We start from the raw sequence: 15,455 nt of genomic DNA, 5'->3' as shown, positions 1-15,455 counted from the left end.
CTACGGCCTCAATTCAATGACCGTCTTGCCGATTCTCACGGGGACGCCAAGCTCAACAGGCAATGCGCGGGTGAGCTGCTGATCGGCCAGGTAGGTGCCGTTGGTGGAGCCCAGGTCCTCGATGAACCAGCGGCTACCCTGCGGGAACAGGCGTGCATGCCGGCCGGAAGCGTAGTCGTCCTCCAGGACAAGCGTGGCTTCCTGCGCGCGGCCCAGCAGAATGGGGCTGGCCGCCAGGGGGACCGTGGTGCCTTTGAGGGGACCCTCAGTAACTACAAGTGTTCGCGCATGCTGGATTGCCGGCGGCGGCGAAGCCGCTAGTTCAGGATGCTTGCGGACTTCCCGTGCCGTGGGAACGCCGGTGACAGCCTTGCGGCCTATCTGGAAGTCGCGGCGCATGGTGGTGACGATGCTGAAAATCAGGACCCAGAGTAGGAGGAGGAATCCGAAGCGAAGCGCTGTGATGGTCAGTTCGCTGATGTCGTTCACGCGTGACCACCCGGGGTTTGGGGGAGGAGGCGGAAAATGATCTTGGTACGTCCCATCGTGATGGTTGAGCCGTCTGTAAGCTCCACGCTGCCGTTCACTTTATGTCCATTAACGTAGCTGCCGTTGGTGGAGCCGAGATCAACGGCCCACGTGGTGCCATTCTCCGTGCGGACCTCAAGGTGCTTCCGTGAAACACCTGTGTCATCCACCAGAATGTCGGCTTCGGAGGAGCGGCCAAGCACCACGGACAGGGCGTTGAGCGAATACCGCTGACCGCCGATGTCCAGTACAGGCTGCATGCGCGTGGGCTGCCGCACCGGAGCGGCGGGGACGTTGGCCCTGGGGGACGGCGCCGGTGCTGATCCGTCGTTTGACTGCTTCTCTGTTCGCGAAGCGATCTCGAAGTGACCGGCACGTTCCTCGTCGTTGCGTCGGAACGAAATGCGCACGGCGCCTTGGAGCGTGTAGCCCTGGCTACGGACGTGCTGGATGACGACGTCGCACAATTCCTCGGCCAATGGTGTTCCCCATTCCTGGGCCCGGGCAAAGTCCTCGTCACTCAACAGGACATCAAAGACATTTGGAGCCAGCGTCCGCCCGGCAGCGATGGTGATGGACTTATTGTCCAACTCGCGCCTCAGCTTGCTTGCAATCTCCACTGGCTCAACACGTGCCCGCGACCCCGTGGAGAAGACGTTGCGGACAGCCTTTTCAATGCCGCGCTCGACTTTATCCAGCAAACCCATGGTCCTTCTCCTTTCCTTGCCGCGGCACCCGTTGTGCCTGGTCCGATAGTCCGTCCATTGATCCGTCCGCACACACAGCGAAGTACGCGCCTGACGGCCCTTCCACTTCCCGATACTACTGGGACTGACTGGGAATGGCCTTAATCCACAACGCCTTGCGACCCGGAAAAGTTCGTTTCCGGCCCATGGTAGCGCGGGAGGGGAGGGCTGAAATTCTCACCTGGTTAAGCCATTGTTGGGGGACTCCTGGCCTCTTCGGGGACGCCTCCTACCTTTCGATTGGTGTTTTGCGGCGACTGTCCGTTATGCTTGATCTCGCTGCTTTTGAAGGAAACGAAGCTGGGAGACCAGCGGAAGTCCGGAAAAAGAAGTTGCGCGCGAGTGGCGGAACGGCAGACGCGCTGGCTTCAGGTGCCAGTATCCGAAAGGGTGTGGGGGTTCAAATCCCCCCTCGCGCACGCAAGTGAAAGAGCCCCGGTCTTAGGACCGGGGCTCTTTTGTTTTCCCGCACCCAACTGAGTCGCAGCAGTGCGCGGTTTGAGCCCGCTAAACGCGCTTAAGTGCTACTTAGTTGGGTGTGCGGGAGGTTAGGCGCGCGCGGAAGCCGCGAACCGGCGTCGTGAGTTGCTCAGGTGCAAGCGCATGGCGGCTGCGGCAGCCACTTGGTCGCCCTCCGCGATGGCCGCATATATAGAGGAGTGCTCGTGGACGACCTGGGCAAAGCGCTCGGGTGAGTCCTGGTGGTCGCTGGCGACGAGGCGCGGGCGTGGCATAGTGATCATGGTTTGGCCCAGGGCGGAGATGCAGTCCGTGTAAAAGGGGTTGCCCGTGGCGGCGGCAATGGCCCGGTGGAACTCGAAATCGGCTTTCATGGAGTGTGCCGGGTGGCCGGAGCTGGCGATGAACTGTTCCAAAGCTCCGTGCATCGCCTTGAGCTGGCGCTCCGTGTGGTTCCGCGCGGCCAAAGCGGCAGCTTCTGTTTCCACGCCAACGCGGAAATCCAGCATCTGCAGCCGATCTTCCATGCTGGAAACAGCCCGGGAACCGGGCGCCGGAGACGGGCCGTCTGCCGGCGGGGTCAGCGCGAAGCTGCCCCGCCCGCGTTCGGTTTCCACCAACCCCTCGGCCTGCAGCCGGGTCAGGGCCGAGCGGACCACTGTCCGGCTTACCCCGAACTCACTAATAAGCGTGTTTTCGCTGGGGAGCTTCTCACCTGGCTGGATGACGCCGTCCACAATGCGGTTGCGAAGATCGGCGGCGAGATCCGCGGTCAGGTTTCGGCTCATGGGTTCAAGATTACGCGCCGAACTCCACGGATTCGGTGGTCCAGGCGCGGGCCTGCTCACTGAGGGTGACACCAAGCCCCGGCCGGTCCGGAACGATCATGCGGCCGTTCTTGGTTTCGAGGCGCTCCTCGAACAGCGGGTCCAACCAGTCGAAGTGCTCCACCCACGGCTCGCGGGGGTACGCGGCGGCCAGGTGAAGGTGGATTTCCATGGCGAAGTGGGGTGCCAGGCCCAGCCCGCGTTCATCCGCCAACGCTGCGAGCCTCAGGAATTGGGTGATGCCGCCGACGCGTGGTGCGTCGGGTTGAATGATGTCGCAGCTGTTCGCGTTGATGAGGCCCTTGTGTTCTGCGACGGACGCGAGCATTTCACCCGTGGCGATGGGGGTGTCCAGAACCCGGGCCAGGTGCGCGTGGCCTTCGAAGTCGTAGGCATCCAGCGGTTCTTCGATCCAGATAAGGTTGAACTCCTCCAGCTGCCGGCCCATGCGCAGGGCGGTGGCCCGGTCCCATTGCTGGTTGGCATCCACCATAAGCGGCACGTCCCAGCCGATGTGCTCGCGGACTCCGGCCACACGGCGGAGGTCCTCCTTGGAGTCGGGCAGGCCAACCTTAATCTTGATGCCGCCGATGCCATCGTTGATGGATTGCGTGGCGCGTTCCTTGACCTCGTCCAGCGTGGCGTTGAGGAACCCGCCGGAGGTGTTGTAGGTCTGCACGGAGTCGCGGTAGGAGCCTAGGAGCTTGGCGAGGGGGAGTCCGGCGCGCTTGGCTTTGAGGTCGTAGAGCGCGATGTCGATAGCCGCCAGCGCCTGGGTTGCTACCCCCGAGCGGCCCACGGATGCGCCCGCCCACAGGAGCTTGGTGTAGATCTTGCCGATGTCGTTGGGGTCCTCGCCGATGATCCCTTCTGCCACTTCCTTGGCGTGCGCATACTGCGCAGGGCCGCCGGCACGTTTGGAGTAGCTGAATCCCAGGCCACGGTGGCCTTGTTCCGTGGTGATCTCGGCAAACAGGAAGACCACTTCGGTCATGGGCTTTTGCCTGCCGGTGAAGACCTTGGCATCGCTGATGGGTACGGTGAGGGGTAAACGTGCCGTGGACAGCTTGATGTGGCGAATCAGATCTACGGTGCTCATGGTTCTCCTAGTAAATGCGGCGTCCTTGCCTGTCACTTAGGATACAAGTTTTGTACTTGTACTACAAGGGTTAGGTTTACCCAACCGACGTCACACGGGAACGCACGACGGCGGCACCCGGCTTGGGGGGACACCCTCCCCTGAGTTCCAAGAATTTATCGCGCGAATGCAACACACTGAGGTACGTGGCGGACAGGTGCTGGGTATGAGCTACCTCTCGAGAGCCCCCGACCAGGAAGAAGCCTTTCGGGCGCTGTATCAATCCGCCTATGCTGACCTGCTCAAGTTCGTTCAGCGCCGCACAGACGCGGCACATGCCGAGGACGTAGTGGCTGAGGCATTTCTCATCGTCTGGCGGCGCTTTTCTGAAACGCCTCAGCACGAGGACGATGCGCGGGCATGGATCTTTGGCATCACTCGAAACCTCATGCTCAACGCCCGCCGTGGAGAGCAGCGTCGACACGCGCTGGGCGTCCGCCTCGCCGACGCGACCTCTGTATCCAACGCCGATTCCCACGCTGATCTGGTCAGCAGCCGCGTTGATCTAGGCAGAGCCTGGGAGCTGCTCTCCGCGATCCATCAAGAGGCCCTCGGGCTGGCGATCTTCGAGAACCTGGCCGCACCCCAGGCAGCACGGGTATTGGGCATTTCTCCCGTTGCGTTCCGGCTCCGCCTCACCCGCGCAAGGCGAGCCCTGCGGCTACTCCTTGATCACATCCCGCGCCAAGAGTCGCCGGCGCCAGCCACATCTTCCGAAAAGGCCACCACACCATGAAAAACAGCCGGAACATCGATACTCTTCTGCGGTCCATGGACGCCGCCGAGCAGAACAAACCTACTGACCCGCGACGTTCGCAGAAAGATCTGGAACTGATTCTTCGGTCCCACCCAACTCCAGCCGCCAGGGGCGCCGAACCTGCAGAACACCAAACGTCGACGTCGATTCCAAGCCGTCGTCGTCGTCGCGCCCTTGCTTTGGGTGCAGTTGCTTTCGCAACCACAGTTGGATTCCTGATGGGGCCGGCTCTCTCGGGAGGCGACCCGGCCTTTGCAACGTGGACCGCCGCGCCGGGTGCGCTGATAGGTGCCGAGCGCGATAGCGCGGTTTCCGACTGCGCCCGGTCCAGCAAAAGGATTGGTGATGGCATGTACGTCAATGACGTGGCAGTAGCTGACGTGGCAATTGCAGAAAAGCGGGGAGCCTGGACCACGGTTGTCCTCAGCAGCACTGACGGCTTCGAAGCTAACTGCACCACCGATTCCTCGGCCCCATGGTTCAAAAGGGGTTCCTTTGGCTCAGTAGGAAAGCCGGGAGATGGCAAGAAGCCCACCGGCAGGGATATCAGAACCAGCCAACTCGGTACCGGCGTCATCAGTGACAATCCGCTCTCGATGGCTTCAGGGCAAGTTGGCCCGGACGTGGCCTCCATGACCTACATCAGCACGGCAGGCGAGAAGATTACGGCCACAGTATCGAAGGGCCAGTTCGCCTTCTGGCTTCCGGGAGGGGAGCTGACAAACTCGTCAGAGGAAAAAGTACCTGTCGAGGTGACTTACAGCGACAACACCAGGGAAATCCGCTACCTCAGCCTCTGAAGCGCACCTTAGGAACGAGGGAACTTAAGCCCGTAGCGCCCCGAAACCCGCAATCAGGGCTTCAAGTCCCAGGACGAAAGCTGCGTCGGTTGGCCGCTCCTGGCCTGCCAGGGACAACCTGTCCACAGCGGCCGTGAAGTTGGGGACCTGCTGGGCGAGGCTGCCGGCGTCGAAGATGTCATCCGGGGCCGTGACGTCGTAAGCGGCGCCAAACACGAAGGCTTCCAGGGCCACGATTGCGGAAATAATGCGGTCCTCCGGGAACCCGGCATCGCGGAAACCGGCGGTCACTGACTCGTACATGGCGAGCGTTTTGGGGGCATTGGCCACGGGCAGTACGGCAATGATCGGAATCAGGGGGGTGTGCGCGGAGAAAACGTCCCTATAGGACCAGGCCCAGCGGCGTACGGCTTCATCCCACGGTTCGGTGCCGAATGCGGAAACGTCCACCATTGCGGCCAAATGGTCCATGAGCAGAATGAGCACGTCATCTTTGGAGGCCACATGGTTGTAAAGGGCGGAAGGCGCGACGCCCAGGGAGCGTGCCAGGGCGGCCATGGTGAGTCCGTCGTAACCCTTGCTGCTGATTAACACCAGTGCCGCCGTCGTGATCCCGTCCTGGTCCAAGACAGCCGCGGTCGGCCTGCCGGCGCGCCGGCGAGCAGGTCGGGCGGAAGAAGCGGGGGTGGGTTCGGGCATCGGGAGCCTTTCTGCTGCCTGTGTCCCCAGCATTATTCCACTGGGTCTTCACAGCGGCTGACTCCGGCGCTATTATGGATATAAATGAATGACATTCATTTATTGGTCAGCCACCACGGACGGCCACGGAGAGGACATCATGCAGAATCTTGAACGCGACGTTGTGATCGTCGGCGCCGGACCGTCAGGGTTGACGGCAGCACGCGAATTGAAGAAGGCAGGACTCAGCGTTGCGGTGCTCGAAGCACGCGACCGCGTGGGTGGCCGCACTTGGACGGATACCATCGACGGCGCCATGCTGGAGATCGGCGGCCAGTGGGTTTCCCCGGACCAGACAGCCCTCATGGAGCTGCTGGACGAGCTCGGACTCAAAATGTACTCGCGCTACCGCGAAGGCGAGTCCGTCTATATCGGTGCAGACGGCAAGCGCACCCAGTACACCGGTGACACTTTCCCGGTAAACGAAACCACCAAGGCCGAGATGGACAAGCTCGTAGCCATCCTGGATGAGCTCGCTGCGGAGATCGGCCCCACCGAACCCTGGGCCCACCCCAAGGCACGCGAGCTGGACACCATCTCCTTCCACCACTGGCTCCGCCAGAACTCCAGCGACGAGGAAGCCTGCAACAACATTGGCCTCTTCATCGCCGGTGGCATGCTCACCAAGCCCGCACACGCCTTCTCCGCACTCCAGGCAGTCCTGATGGCGGCCTCGGCCGGTTCCTTCAGCCATCTGACCGACGAAGACTTCATTCTGGACAAGCGCGTCATCGGCGGTATGCAGCAGGTTTCGCTGCTGCAGGCAGCCGAGCTGGGTTCCGACGTCGTCCTGAACAGCCCGGTCCGCACCATCAACTGGTCAGAGAACGCCGTGACCGTTGTTTCGGATGAGGCAACCGTCAACGCCCGTTACGTGATCATGGCCGTACCGCCCAACCTGTACTCCCGCGTCTCGTTCGAGCCCCCGCTCCCACGCCGCCAGCACCAGATGCACCAGCACCAGTCGCTCGGTCTGGTCATCAAGGTTCACGCCGTTTACGAGACGCCGTTCTGGCGCGAAGAAGGACTCTCCGGCACGGGCTTCAGCGCCGGTGCACTGGTCCAGGAGGTCTACGACAACACCAACCACGGTGATTCCCGCGGCACCCTGGTGGGCTTCGTATCCGACGAAAAGGCCGACGCCGTGTTCGAGCTCAGCGCCGAAGACCGCAAGAAGGCCATCCTGGAATCGATCGCCGGCTTCCTGGGCGATAAGGCCCTCACGCCCGAGGTCTACTACGAGTCCGACTGGGGCTCCGAAGAGTGGACCCGCGGTGCCTACGCGTCCAGCTACGACCTCGGCGGCCTGCACCGCTACGGCAAGGACCAGCACGCGAACGTCGGGCCGATCTACTGGTCCTCCTCGGATCTGGCAGCCGAGGGCTACCAGCACGTGGATGGTGCGGTCCGCATGGGCCAAGCAACTGCCGCACGCATTGTTGAAGCCAACAAGCTGGCAACGGTAGCCGTCTAGCGGCAGAAAAGAACTAACCGGCAGGCCGGGGGAGCGTCATTCCCGGCCTGCCGGCACCACTGTTTAAACAAGACCACCGGAAGGGACCACCATGCGCTACGTAGTGGGTTACACCGCCAATGCGAGGGGGCGCGACGCCGTTCACCTCGCCGTCGCGCTGGCCAGGAACCACGATGTGAGCCTGGATCTGGTCCTGGTGATCCCCGAGGATTCCCCTTTCAATGCCGTCTATCCGCCCGAGGCCGGCTACAACGACATCCTCACCGACCAAGCGCAGCGCTGGCTGGACGAGGGCCTGGCGTTGATCCCGGCGGATGTCACCGCACGCGCGCACATCCGCCGCGGCGATTCCGAGGCCCGCACGCTGATCGAGGCCGCAGTGGAATTCGACGCCGCGGCCTTGGTCATAGGCGCCAGCAACGGCGGGCTGCTCAAGCGGTTCACGATCGGTTCCGTGGCGAGTTCACTGCTCCACTCATCGCCGGTTCCGGTGGCTTTGGCGCCGCAAGGGTATCAGCGTACGGATCCGATAACGCGCTTGAGCTGCGGTTTCGGGACGCGCCCGGGCGCTGATGAACTTCTCGACGTCGCCGTTGAATCTGCGCGCGATCGCGGCCTTCCGCTGCGGCTCGTCTCCTTGTTGGCGCTCGACGGCGGTAACTCGCCTGGGTTGGCCGACGCCGCCTGGGTGCATGCCGCCGACCGGCTTACCGCCGTCGGGGGTTCTGCGGACGCGGGCGGTTCTGCGGACGCCGCCGGTTCTTCAGACGTGACGGCCGCCGGTTCCCTTCAAGGTGAGCCGGAGATCGTGGTGGCGCAGGGCCGCACCATCGAAGAAGCCGTTGACCGACTCGACTGGGAAGACGGCGAAATCCTGCTGATCGGTTCCAGTCGCCTGGCCCAGCATCGGGCCACTTTCCTGGGCAGCACCGCAAACCGGATCCTGCGTGCCCTCCCCGTTCCCATGATTGTGGTCCCCCGCGACTACACGCGCCACAGCGCCTAGCAATCGCCTGAGAGGCAGAACCCATGTCAACTGCACCAAAGACGGTCCAGTCGAAGGAATCATCCCTGAGTGAAAAGGGACTGAAGGCCGGATCGGTGGGCTTGATCGGCGCCGTCGTGATCGGTGTTTCCTGCATCGCGCCCGCCTACACGCTCACCGCGGCCCTGGGCCCCACAGTGTCTGAGGTTGGCGTGCACCTGCCCGCCATCTTCCTGGTGGGCTTCATCCCCATGCTGCTGGTGGCGCTCGGCTACCGCGAACTGAACAACGCAATGCCCGACGCCGGTACCTCCTTCACGTGGGCGACGCGCGCCTTTGGTCCGTGGATCGGTTGGATGGGTGGCTGGGGGCTGATCGCGGCCACGATCATCGTGTTGTCCAACCTGGCTGCGGTGGCGGTGGACTTCTTCTACCTCATGCTCGGGCAGATCTTCAGTAACCCGGCCTTAGGGGAGCTCAGCAAGATCCTGCCCCTGAACATCGCCACCACGCTGGTGTTCATCGCGTTGGCGTGCTGGATTTCCTACCGCGGCATGGAGACCACCAAGGGCGTGCAGTACGTGCTGGTGGCGTTCCAGTTGCTGGTGTTGGGCTGGTTCGCGGTCTCCGCATTCGCGCATGTGGCCAACGGCACGGCCTTTGACGCCACCGCCATTTCGCCGGACTGGTTCAACCCGTTCGCTGTGGACTCGTTCTCGCAATTCGCGGCGGGTGTGTCCCTCTCGATCTTCATTTACTGGGGCTGGGACGTCACCCTCACCATGAACGAGGAAACCAAGAACCCGGAGAAGACACCCGGCCGCGCAGCCACCATCACAGTGCTGGTGATCGTGGTCATCTACATGACCGTTGCACTGGCTACCCTGTCCTTTGCTGGCGTTGGCGAGACCGGTTTGGGGGCCGGCAACCCGGAGAACCAGTCCAGTATCTTCGCCGTCCTTGCCGGCCCGGTGATGGGTCCGTTCGCGATCCTCATGTCTTTGGCGATCCTGAGCAGCTCCGCCGCGTCCTTGCAGTCGACGTTCGTGTCGCCCGCACGAACCATGCTGGCCATGGGCCACTACCGTGCTATCTCACCTCGCTTTGGCAGCATTAGTCCCACTTTCAAGTCGCCCAGCTTCGCCACCATTGCAGCTGCCATCGCTGCCGCAGGCTTCTACGTCATCACAAGGACGGTGTCCGAGAACGCGCTGTGGGACACCATCACCGCACTGGGCATGATGATCTGCTTCTACTACGGCATTACCGCGCTGGCCTGTGTCTGGTTCTTCCGGGCATCGGCGTTCAGCAGCGTCCGGGCGTTCTTCTTCAAGTTCCTGGCACCCTTGCTGGGCGGCGTGATCCTGCTGGTCATGTTCGTCAAAACAGCCATGGATTCCATGGATCCGGAGTACGGCTCGGGCTCCTCGGTGGGCGGTGTCGGACTGGTGTTCGTCCTGGGAATGGGCGTCATCCTGCTCGGCGTGGTGATCATGTTGGTGATGTACAAGGTGCGGCCTGAGTTCTTCAAGGGCAAGGTGTTGACCCGGGCGTAGCCAGTGATGAGGCTGGCACGCCCGCAGCTCGCTCGGCTGCTTCAAGGGCCCCCGCAAGGCGCTCGACGGCGGCCCGGTAATCCGTCCCAGCCGTCACCTTGCAGAACTCGGCCTCCCGCATGGCCCGCGTCAGCGCCGCCGTCTCCGCCGACCGCACATCGGTCATGGCGGGGAAATCGATGGTCCTGGCGGGATCAAGCTCGTAGCGGCTCCACTGTTCAAGGAGGTTCTCGTGGCGGGCGGCGTCATCGGCAAAACCGGTACGACGCCGGGGCTCGGCTGCGTGGAGGCGTTCGACTTTGCGGATGCTCGCCAGGGTGGCTGCCGCGGTGGCGATGCCGACGAACATCATGATCAGCCCGGCCGGTGGCCAATGCACAGCCGGGACAAGGATGGCGGGCGTAACGACCACGAGGCCGCCGAACACGTCCCAAAAGACGCCGTCCGGTTCCTGCCCACGCCCATAGGTGAGTTTCCTGTGCAGGACGTACGTGGTTGCTGCGGTTGCGAGAACCAGAGCTGCACCCCACAGGAGCATCATGGCGGGCATCGGACCACCTCCAGGCGAATTCGCTGCTTTGCATTCAGTATGCGCCAGCGGCTGGATCCGCGCGACACCCTCTACGGGACAATTCACCACCGCACACGCAGGTGAATTGTCCGGATCAGGGTGATTCCTGCCCGGGACTGTGTCGCACCCGGGGCGTAGCCTAGGCAGCATGAGATTGAAAATGTGCAGCATCCACGTCAAGGACCCCGCAGCAGCTCACGCTTTCTACACGGAGACACTGGGCTTCGAGACCCTGATGGCGATGCCTGAATACAACTTGTTCATCATCAAGGATCCGGGAGCGGACAACAGCACTTCGCCGGGGCTGCTTCTGGAGCCGAGCGATAACCCCATCGCCGCGAACTACATGAACGCACTCCATGAGTCCGGCCTGGCTGCTATCACCTTTGGTGTGCCCGACGTCCAGGCTGAGTATGAGCGTCTGCTCGCCGCCGGTGTGAAGTTCCAGGGCGAACCGTCTGAGGATCCCTCAGGCGTCAGCGCAGTCTTCGATGACGGGTGCGGCAACTTCATTCAGCTCCACCAGGACTAGTGCCCTAAATGACTGTGGCCGGGACCCGCTGGTCCCGGCCACAGTCAGTGAAAGCTACGCGTGATCGCGCTTGGAGGTCTTCGGAGCATCACGCTTTGCAGCGGCGTTGTCCCTGGCTTCCTTGGTGGCGGCCTTCTTGGCGGCTTCGTCCTTCACGCGCTGCGCCTCGGAGCGAACAGCTGCGTGTGTGGCGCGTTCGGTGACCAGCCACTGCGGGGGAGACTGCAGCAGCTCGGCGATTTCCGCCGTCGTGAGTGCTTCTTCTACTCCGCCGCGGGCCAGGCCGCTGATGGAGATGTTGAGCTTGTGTGCGACTACCGGGCGCGGGTGCGGGCCGTTGCGGCGCAGCTCGGCGAGCCACTCCGGCGGGTTGGCCTGGAGTTCGGCGAATTCGTCGCGTGTGATGGACGAATCCTGGAACTCCTGGGGTGTTGCGGGCAGGTAGATACCGAGTTTCTTGGCAACTGTTGCCGGCTTCATGGACTGGGAGTTCGAGGACGTCATGCTTCAAGGGTATCTGGCCGGTACTGTGAGTGTGTGCCAGACGCTGAAGAATCCGCCGAAACAACCGAACCCCTAGCCGGTCTCCGCTTCGCCTATGTTGCGGGTGTGACTCCTGGGAAATGGATCCGGCGGTGGGAAGAACGGATGCCCAACTTCCCGTTGCACTCGTTCATGTCCGACGACGCCGCTCAAGTTTCGGTGCTGCGTGACGGTTTGGCTGACCTCAGCTTTGTTCGGTTGCCCGTGGACCGTGAAGGTTTGAACGTCATCCCCCTTTATGAGGAGCAGCCCGTGGTGGTCGCTCCCAAGGGGCACGAGATCGCAGTGTTTGAGGAAGTCGCGCTGGAAGACCTCGTCGAGGAGAACTTCCTGGATGTTGACGAGATGGGCGGGCCGGACATGGCCCTCCAAGTGGTGGCATCCGGTGCTGGACTGGCGATCCTGCCGATGTCCGTGGCGCGGCATCTCAATGTTAAGGACACGGTGATGCGCCGCCTGACCGGGGCTCCCACCTCGCAGATCGGCTTGGCCTGGCTGGTTGGAACGGACAGTCCCGTGATCGAGGAGTTCATAGGGATCGTGCGCGGCCGGACGGCGCAGAGCTCACGCCAGCCCTCGGCGCAGCAGGAGAAGCCCAAGAAGGTGCCTAAGCCGGATCGACGCGGCGGTGGCCCCAAGAAGCCCGCAGTCGCACAACGCTATGCTCCGAATCCGGACAAGGGCCGTGGCAAGGGGTCCCGCAAGAAGGGCAAGCGGTAAGCGGTGACGCTCCTGCCCAGTTAGTGGGTAGAAGTGCCGGACTTTGCGGCCAGATCGCTGGTATCTTGCTCTTTCGAATGAGGTAACCGGGGAGGAACGCGGCCAAGTCCGGGCTTACCCGCCGTGGATAGCGCTTTGCTGCTGCTCTGATCGGTTGAGGTAGGCAAGGAGAAGATCCCCGGCCTCTTCCAGATCCCCGGACTCCAACGCTGAACAGATCTGCTCATTTTCCTTCAGCCAGTCGCTGTAGAAGTGGGCGTTCATGGTGGCTTTGTGGAAGTAGAGCCGCATCTCGGCAAGGATCTGCGCCATGATCGTGTTCAGCCGGTTGCTCTCGGCCAGGGCCACGATTGCACCGTGGAAATGCTGGTTTGCGCTGCCCAGGCCTTCGTTGTCGTTGGCAGCTGCCGCCCGTTTCCCTTCCTCGACGGCGGCCCTGACGGCGGCGATCCGCTCCGGCGAACCACCCGCGCGGATTGAACTGACCTCTATGGCGCGGCGGACCGTGTAGACGTCGTGGATGTCGCCTGCTTCAAGGGTGGCCACAAACACGCCCTTATTGGGCTGGCGGAGGAGCAGCCGCTCACCGGCCAGCTCGGCGAACGCTTCGCGGACGGTGTTCCGGGATACTCCCAGGTCCTCGGCAATAGTGGCTTCGGTGAGTTTGGCGCCCGGCACCAGGAATCCCTCGGCGAGCTGATACCGGAGTTCTTCGGCGACTCTCTCAGCAACAGACGGAACTCTCATCCGGACGCGTGCCCGCGCACTATCAAGGCCAACGTGTTCGTTTTTTTCCTGATCTACACCGGCCATGACACCAAAATTACACGATTGCCGGAAACTGGGATCGCTGGATTGTTGAACAATCCAGCAGATTGGTGCATCCTAGATGTAACGCACATCACGAGGCAGGGATCACATCATGGCAATCATCGATCTGAACAGCGACGTCGGAGAGTCTTTCGGGCGCTGGACACTCGGTGATGATGCGGCCATGTTCGAGTCGGTCTCCAGCGCCAACGTTGCCTGCGGATTCCATGCTGGCGACCCGAGCGTCATCCGCAGCACCTGCGAGAAGGCGGCCAAGGCCGGCGTCGTTATTGGCGCCCATGTCGGCTACCGCGACCTCGCGGGATTCGGCCGCCGCTTCATGGATATCGATCCCATGGAACTGGCCGATGACGTGGTTTATCAGATTGGTGCGCTGCAAGCGTTGGCTGCCACCACCGGGGCCAGTGTCCAGTACGTGAAGCCCCACGGTGGTCTCTACAACGCAATCGTGAAGCACACCGCCCAGGCACGGGCCGTCGTCCAGGCTGTGAGATCGGTTGACCCCAACCTTCCGATCCTTGGCCTTCCTGGTTCCGAGGTCCTGCGCCTCGCAGAGGAAGCCGGCCTCCGGGCTGTTTCCGAAGTGTTCGCGGATCGCGCTTACAACCCGGACGGAACATTGGTTTCGCGATCCCAGCCGGGCGCGGTTTTGCATGATCCCGCCGAAGTGGCCGAACACGTCCTTCGGATGGCTACTGAACAATCCGTCAGGACAGTTGACGGCTCCATCCTGAAAATCCGCGCAGAAAGCATCTGTGTGCATGGTGACTCACCGGGAGCCGTTGCAATGGCTACCGCTGTGAAGTCCGCTCTGGCCGACGCCGGCGTCACGGTCGGCTCGTTCCTCTAGCCCGCCCCGGGCTCCCGCAACATCCCTCATCCCCCCGGAGGACATCATGACCAGCACAAACAACGCAGCCAAGGCAGTGACAAGGAAGCCACCGCCTGGCGCTATCAAGGCATACGTCGCCAGTCTTACCGGAACGTCGCTTGAGTACTATGACTTCGCTATCTACTCGGTGGCCTCGGCCCTCGTATTCCCCAAGATCTTCTTCCCCGGCAACGACGAATTCGTGGCGTTGCTGCTCTCCTTCTCGGCCTTTGCGGTTGGCTACCTGGCCCGCCCGATTGGTGGCGTCATCTTCGGCCGACTCGGGGACAAGATCGGCCGCAAATACGTGCTGGTCTTTACGCTGGTCCTGATCGGTGTAGCCACGGTCCTCATCGGTGCCCTGCCGGACTATTCGGTGATCGGTGTCGCGGCCCCCACCATTCTTGTGTTGCTGCGTTTGGCGCAGGGCATTGGCGTTGGCGGCGAGTGGGGCGGTGCAGTGCTGCTGTCCAGCGAATTCGGCGACCCCAACAAGCGCGGCTTCTGGTCCTCCGCGGCCCAGATCGGCCCGCCCGCCGGCAACCTCATGGCCAACGGTGTTCTGGCCATTCTCGCCGCTTCCCTGAGTGAAGAGGCCTTCCTCTCTTGGGGCTGGCGCGTAGCCTTCCTGGCTTCCGCACTCTTGGTGGTCTTCGGCCTGATCATCCGGCTCAAGCTTGAAGAAACCCCCGTCTTCAAGGCTATCCAGGCCCACGGGGATCGCCCCAAGGCTCCCATCAAGGAAGTCTTCACCACACAACCCAAGGCTTTGATGGCAGCAGCGCTTTCCCGTGTTTGCCCTGACATCCTTTACGCGCTGTTCACCGTGTTTGTGGCGGTTTATGCCACCAAGGAACTGGGCATGACCACCGGCAACGTCCTGTCCGCCATCCTCATTGGCTCCGCGTTCCAGCTCTTCCTGATTCCGCTGGCCGGCGCCCTGACGGACCGCTTCAACCGCCGCTGGGTCTACGGCATCGCAGCGGCGGCCACCGCAGCCTACATCCCGCTGTTCTTCCTGATGATCCAGGGCAAGTCCGTAGCCATGCTGACAGTCGGCACCGTGATCGGCCTGGCACTCCACGCGTTCATGTACGGCCCCCAAGCGGCCTTCATCACCGAGCAGTTCCCGGCCAGGCTCCGGTACGCCGGCAGCTCGCTGGCCTACACCCTGGCCGGCGTGATTGGTGGAGCCGTTGCTCCCATCATCTTCACCGCCCTCTACGGCGCAGCAGGTGGCGGATGGTACTTGATCGCCGTCTACATCCTCGTCGCTGCAGTAGTCACCATCGTCGGCATGCTCCTGGGCCGCGACCCCAAGCCGGAAGAAGATGTCCGACTGATGCAGGGGACCCAAGCTCAGCCGGCGGCGTAGCGAA

Annotated in this window: 17 protein-coding genes and 1 tRNA gene; 10 read left to right on the top strand and 8 right to left on the bottom strand. The window is 62.6% G+C overall.

Annotation, left to right across the window (positions count from 1 at the left end; genetic code table 11):
* The gene (locus EU811_RS04330) at positions 1 to 480 is read right to left on the bottom strand and encodes an FHA domain-containing protein FhaB/FipA (protein WP_024818875.1); all 480 of its coding nucleotides are present in this window, start codon (positions 478 to 480) and stop codon (positions 1 to 3) included.
* Between the two features lie 5 nt (positions 481 to 485).
* Positions 486 to 1,235 carry an FhaA domain-containing protein gene (locus EU811_RS04325; protein ID WP_142937274.1) on the bottom strand — a complete coding sequence of 250 codons (750 nt, stop codon included), beginning with the start codon at positions 1,233 to 1,235 and terminating at the stop codon, positions 486 to 488.
* Positions 1,236 to 1,610: 375 nt separating this feature from the next.
* Between EU811_RS04325 and EU811_RS04320 the strand changes: the two genes are divergently transcribed.
* A tRNA-Leu gene (locus tag EU811_RS04320) sits at positions 1,611 to 1,693 on the top strand.
* A 129-nt stretch (positions 1,694 to 1,822) separates the two neighbouring features.
* On the opposite strand, the gene EU811_RS04315 is transcribed toward EU811_RS04320, so the two are convergent.
* Both EU811_RS04315 and EU811_RS04310 read right to left on the bottom strand, forming a co-directional pair.
* Positions 1,823 to 2,521, bottom strand: coding sequence for a FadR/GntR family transcriptional regulator (locus EU811_RS04315; RefSeq protein ID WP_142937273.1), 699 nt, complete (start codon positions 2,519 to 2,521; stop codon positions 1,823 to 1,825).
* A gap of 10 nt (positions 2,522 to 2,531) precedes the next feature.
* The gene (locus tag EU811_RS04310; RefSeq protein ID WP_142937272.1) at positions 2,532 to 3,659 is read right to left on the bottom strand and encodes an L-talarate/galactarate dehydratase; all 1,128 of its coding nucleotides are present in this window, start codon (positions 3,657 to 3,659) and stop codon (positions 2,532 to 2,534) included.
* A gap of 166 nt (positions 3,660 to 3,825) precedes the next feature.
* Between EU811_RS04310 and EU811_RS04305 the strand changes: the two genes are divergently transcribed.
* Together EU811_RS04305 and EU811_RS04300 are read left to right on the top strand one after the other, a co-directional pair.
* Entirely contained in the window at positions 3,826 to 4,434 is a 609-nt protein-coding gene (locus EU811_RS04305) for an RNA polymerase sigma factor (RefSeq protein ID WP_223941346.1), read from the top strand.
* The gene (locus EU811_RS04300) at positions 4,431 to 5,255 is read left to right on the top strand and encodes a hypothetical protein (RefSeq protein WP_142937271.1); all 825 of its coding nucleotides are present in this window, start codon (positions 4,431 to 4,433) and stop codon (positions 5,253 to 5,255) included. Before EU811_RS04305 ends, EU811_RS04300 begins: the two co-directional genes overlap by 4 nt.
* Positions 5,256 to 5,279: 24 nt before the next feature.
* On the opposite strand, the gene EU811_RS04295 is transcribed toward EU811_RS04300, so the two are convergent.
* Positions 5,280 to 5,987, bottom strand: coding sequence for a TetR/AcrR family transcriptional regulator (locus EU811_RS04295; protein ID WP_142937270.1), 708 nt, complete (start codon positions 5,985 to 5,987; stop codon positions 5,280 to 5,282).
* A 55-nt stretch (positions 5,988 to 6,042) separates the two neighbouring features.
* Here EU811_RS04295 and EU811_RS04290 point away from each other — a divergent pair, with 55 nt between their 5' ends.
* The 3 genes from EU811_RS04290 (at position 6,043) to EU811_RS04280 (ending at position 10,008) form a co-directional block, all read left to right on the top strand.
* Positions 6,043 to 7,467 (top strand): flavin monoamine oxidase family protein, encoded by a 1,425-nt coding sequence (locus EU811_RS04290; protein ID WP_142937269.1) that lies wholly within the window; start codon positions 6,043 to 6,045, stop codon positions 7,465 to 7,467.
* 91 nt (positions 7,468 to 7,558) lie between these two features.
* Positions 7,559 to 8,473, top strand: a complete 915-nt coding sequence (locus EU811_RS04285; RefSeq protein ID WP_142937268.1) for a universal stress protein — start codon at positions 7,559 to 7,561, stop codon at positions 8,471 to 8,473.
* A gap of 23 nt (positions 8,474 to 8,496) precedes the next feature.
* Positions 8,497 to 10,008 (top strand): APC family permease, encoded by a 1,512-nt coding sequence (locus tag EU811_RS04280; RefSeq protein WP_142937267.1) that lies wholly within the window; start codon positions 8,497 to 8,499, stop codon positions 10,006 to 10,008.
* On the opposite strand, the gene EU811_RS04275 is transcribed toward EU811_RS04280, so the two are convergent.
* Positions 9,980 to 10,558: a hypothetical protein gene (locus tag EU811_RS04275; RefSeq protein ID WP_142937266.1), complete on the bottom strand. Its 579-nt coding sequence runs from the start codon at positions 10,556 to 10,558 to the stop codon at positions 9,980 to 9,982. The two genes, EU811_RS04280 and EU811_RS04275, sit on opposite strands and share 29 nt — an antisense overlap.
* A gap of 169 nt (positions 10,559 to 10,727) precedes the next feature.
* On the opposite strand from EU811_RS04275, the gene EU811_RS04270 reads away from it, so the two are divergent.
* Positions 10,728 to 11,111: a VOC family protein gene (locus EU811_RS04270; RefSeq protein ID WP_142937265.1), complete on the top strand. Its 384-nt coding sequence runs from the start codon at positions 10,728 to 10,730 to the stop codon at positions 11,109 to 11,111.
* Positions 11,112 to 11,165: 54 nt separating this feature from the next.
* Here EU811_RS04270 and EU811_RS04265 read toward each other — a convergent pair whose 3' ends face one another.
* On the bottom strand, positions 11,166 to 11,615 hold the full coding sequence (locus EU811_RS04265) for a DUF5997 family protein (protein ID WP_142937264.1): 450 nt from the start codon (positions 11,613 to 11,615) through the stop codon (positions 11,166 to 11,168).
* Between the two features lie 33 nt (positions 11,616 to 11,648).
* Here EU811_RS04265 and EU811_RS04260 point away from each other — a divergent pair, with 33 nt between their 5' ends.
* On the top strand, positions 11,649 to 12,374 hold the full coding sequence (locus EU811_RS04260) for a LysR family substrate-binding domain-containing protein (RefSeq protein ID WP_142937263.1): 726 nt from the start codon (positions 11,649 to 11,651) through the stop codon (positions 12,372 to 12,374).
* Positions 12,375 to 12,488: 114 nt separating this feature from the next.
* On the opposite strand, the gene EU811_RS04255 is transcribed toward EU811_RS04260, so the two are convergent.
* On the bottom strand, positions 12,489 to 13,187 hold the full coding sequence (locus tag EU811_RS04255) for a GntR family transcriptional regulator (protein ID WP_142937262.1): 699 nt from the start codon (positions 13,185 to 13,187) through the stop codon (positions 12,489 to 12,491).
* Positions 13,188 to 13,296: 109 nt separating this feature from the next.
* On the opposite strand from EU811_RS04255, the gene EU811_RS04250 reads away from it, so the two are divergent.
* Positions 13,297 to 14,055, top strand: coding sequence for a LamB/YcsF family protein (locus tag EU811_RS04250; RefSeq protein WP_142937261.1), 759 nt, complete (start codon positions 13,297 to 13,299; stop codon positions 14,053 to 14,055).
* Positions 14,056 to 14,101: 46 nt separating this feature from the next.
* A complete protein-coding gene (locus tag EU811_RS04245) occupies positions 14,102 to 15,451 on the top strand; it encodes an MFS transporter (protein ID WP_142937260.1) in 1,350 nt (449 codons plus the stop codon).
* Positions 15,452 to 15,455: the final 4 nt, after the last annotated feature.

Origin of the sequence: Arthrobacter sp. TS-15, from assembly GCF_006964045.1 — a bacterium.
GTDB lineage: Bacteria > Actinomycetota > Actinomycetes > Actinomycetales > Micrococcaceae > Arthrobacter.
Note: the sequence above shows the minus strand (reverse complement) of the source record. Positions and strands in the feature narration are given on the sequence as shown.

Excerpts from the sequence above, each read along its gene's own strand:
- EU811_RS04325 (WP_142937274.1), bottom strand. The coding sequence starts at position 1,235 with ATGGGTTTGCTGGATAAAGTCGAGCGCGGCATTGAAAAGGCTGTCCGC.
- EU811_RS04315 (WP_142937273.1), bottom strand. The coding sequence starts at position 2,521 with ATGAGCCGAAACCTGACCGCGGATCTCGCCGCCGATCTTCGCAACCGC.
- EU811_RS04310 (WP_142937272.1), bottom strand. The coding sequence starts at position 3,659 with ATGAGCACCGTAGATCTGATTCGCCACATCAAGCTGTCCACGGCACGT.
- EU811_RS04305 (WP_223941346.1), top strand. The coding sequence starts at position 3,826 with ATGCAACACACTGAGGTACGTGGCGGACAGGTGCTGGGTATGAGCTAC.
- EU811_RS04300 (WP_142937271.1), top strand. The coding sequence starts at position 4,431 with ATGAAAAACAGCCGGAACATCGATACTCTTCTGCGGTCCATGGACGCC.
- EU811_RS04295 (WP_142937270.1), bottom strand. The coding sequence starts at position 5,987 with ATGCTGGGGACACAGGCAGCAGAAAGGCTCCCGATGCCCGAACCCACC.
- EU811_RS04290 (WP_142937269.1), top strand. The coding sequence starts at position 6,043 with ATGACATTCATTTATTGGTCAGCCACCACGGACGGCCACGGAGAGGAC.
- EU811_RS04285 (WP_142937268.1), top strand. The coding sequence starts at position 7,559 with ATGCGCTACGTAGTGGGTTACACCGCCAATGCGAGGGGGCGCGACGCC.
- EU811_RS04280 (WP_142937267.1), top strand. The coding sequence starts at position 8,497 with ATGTCAACTGCACCAAAGACGGTCCAGTCGAAGGAATCATCCCTGAGT.
- EU811_RS04275 (WP_142937266.1), bottom strand. The coding sequence starts at position 10,558 with ATGCCCGCCATGATGCTCCTGTGGGGTGCAGCTCTGGTTCTCGCAACC.
- EU811_RS04270 (WP_142937265.1), top strand. The coding sequence starts at position 10,728 with ATGAGATTGAAAATGTGCAGCATCCACGTCAAGGACCCCGCAGCAGCT.
- EU811_RS04265 (WP_142937264.1), bottom strand. The coding sequence starts at position 11,615 with ATGACGTCCTCGAACTCCCAGTCCATGAAGCCGGCAACAGTTGCCAAG.
- EU811_RS04255 (WP_142937262.1), bottom strand. The coding sequence starts at position 13,187 with ATGGCCGGTGTAGATCAGGAAAAAAACGAACACGTTGGCCTTGATAGT.
- EU811_RS04250 (WP_142937261.1), top strand. The coding sequence starts at position 13,297 with ATGGCAATCATCGATCTGAACAGCGACGTCGGAGAGTCTTTCGGGCGC.
- EU811_RS04245 (WP_142937260.1), top strand. The coding sequence starts at position 14,102 with ATGACCAGCACAAACAACGCAGCCAAGGCAGTGACAAGGAAGCCACCG.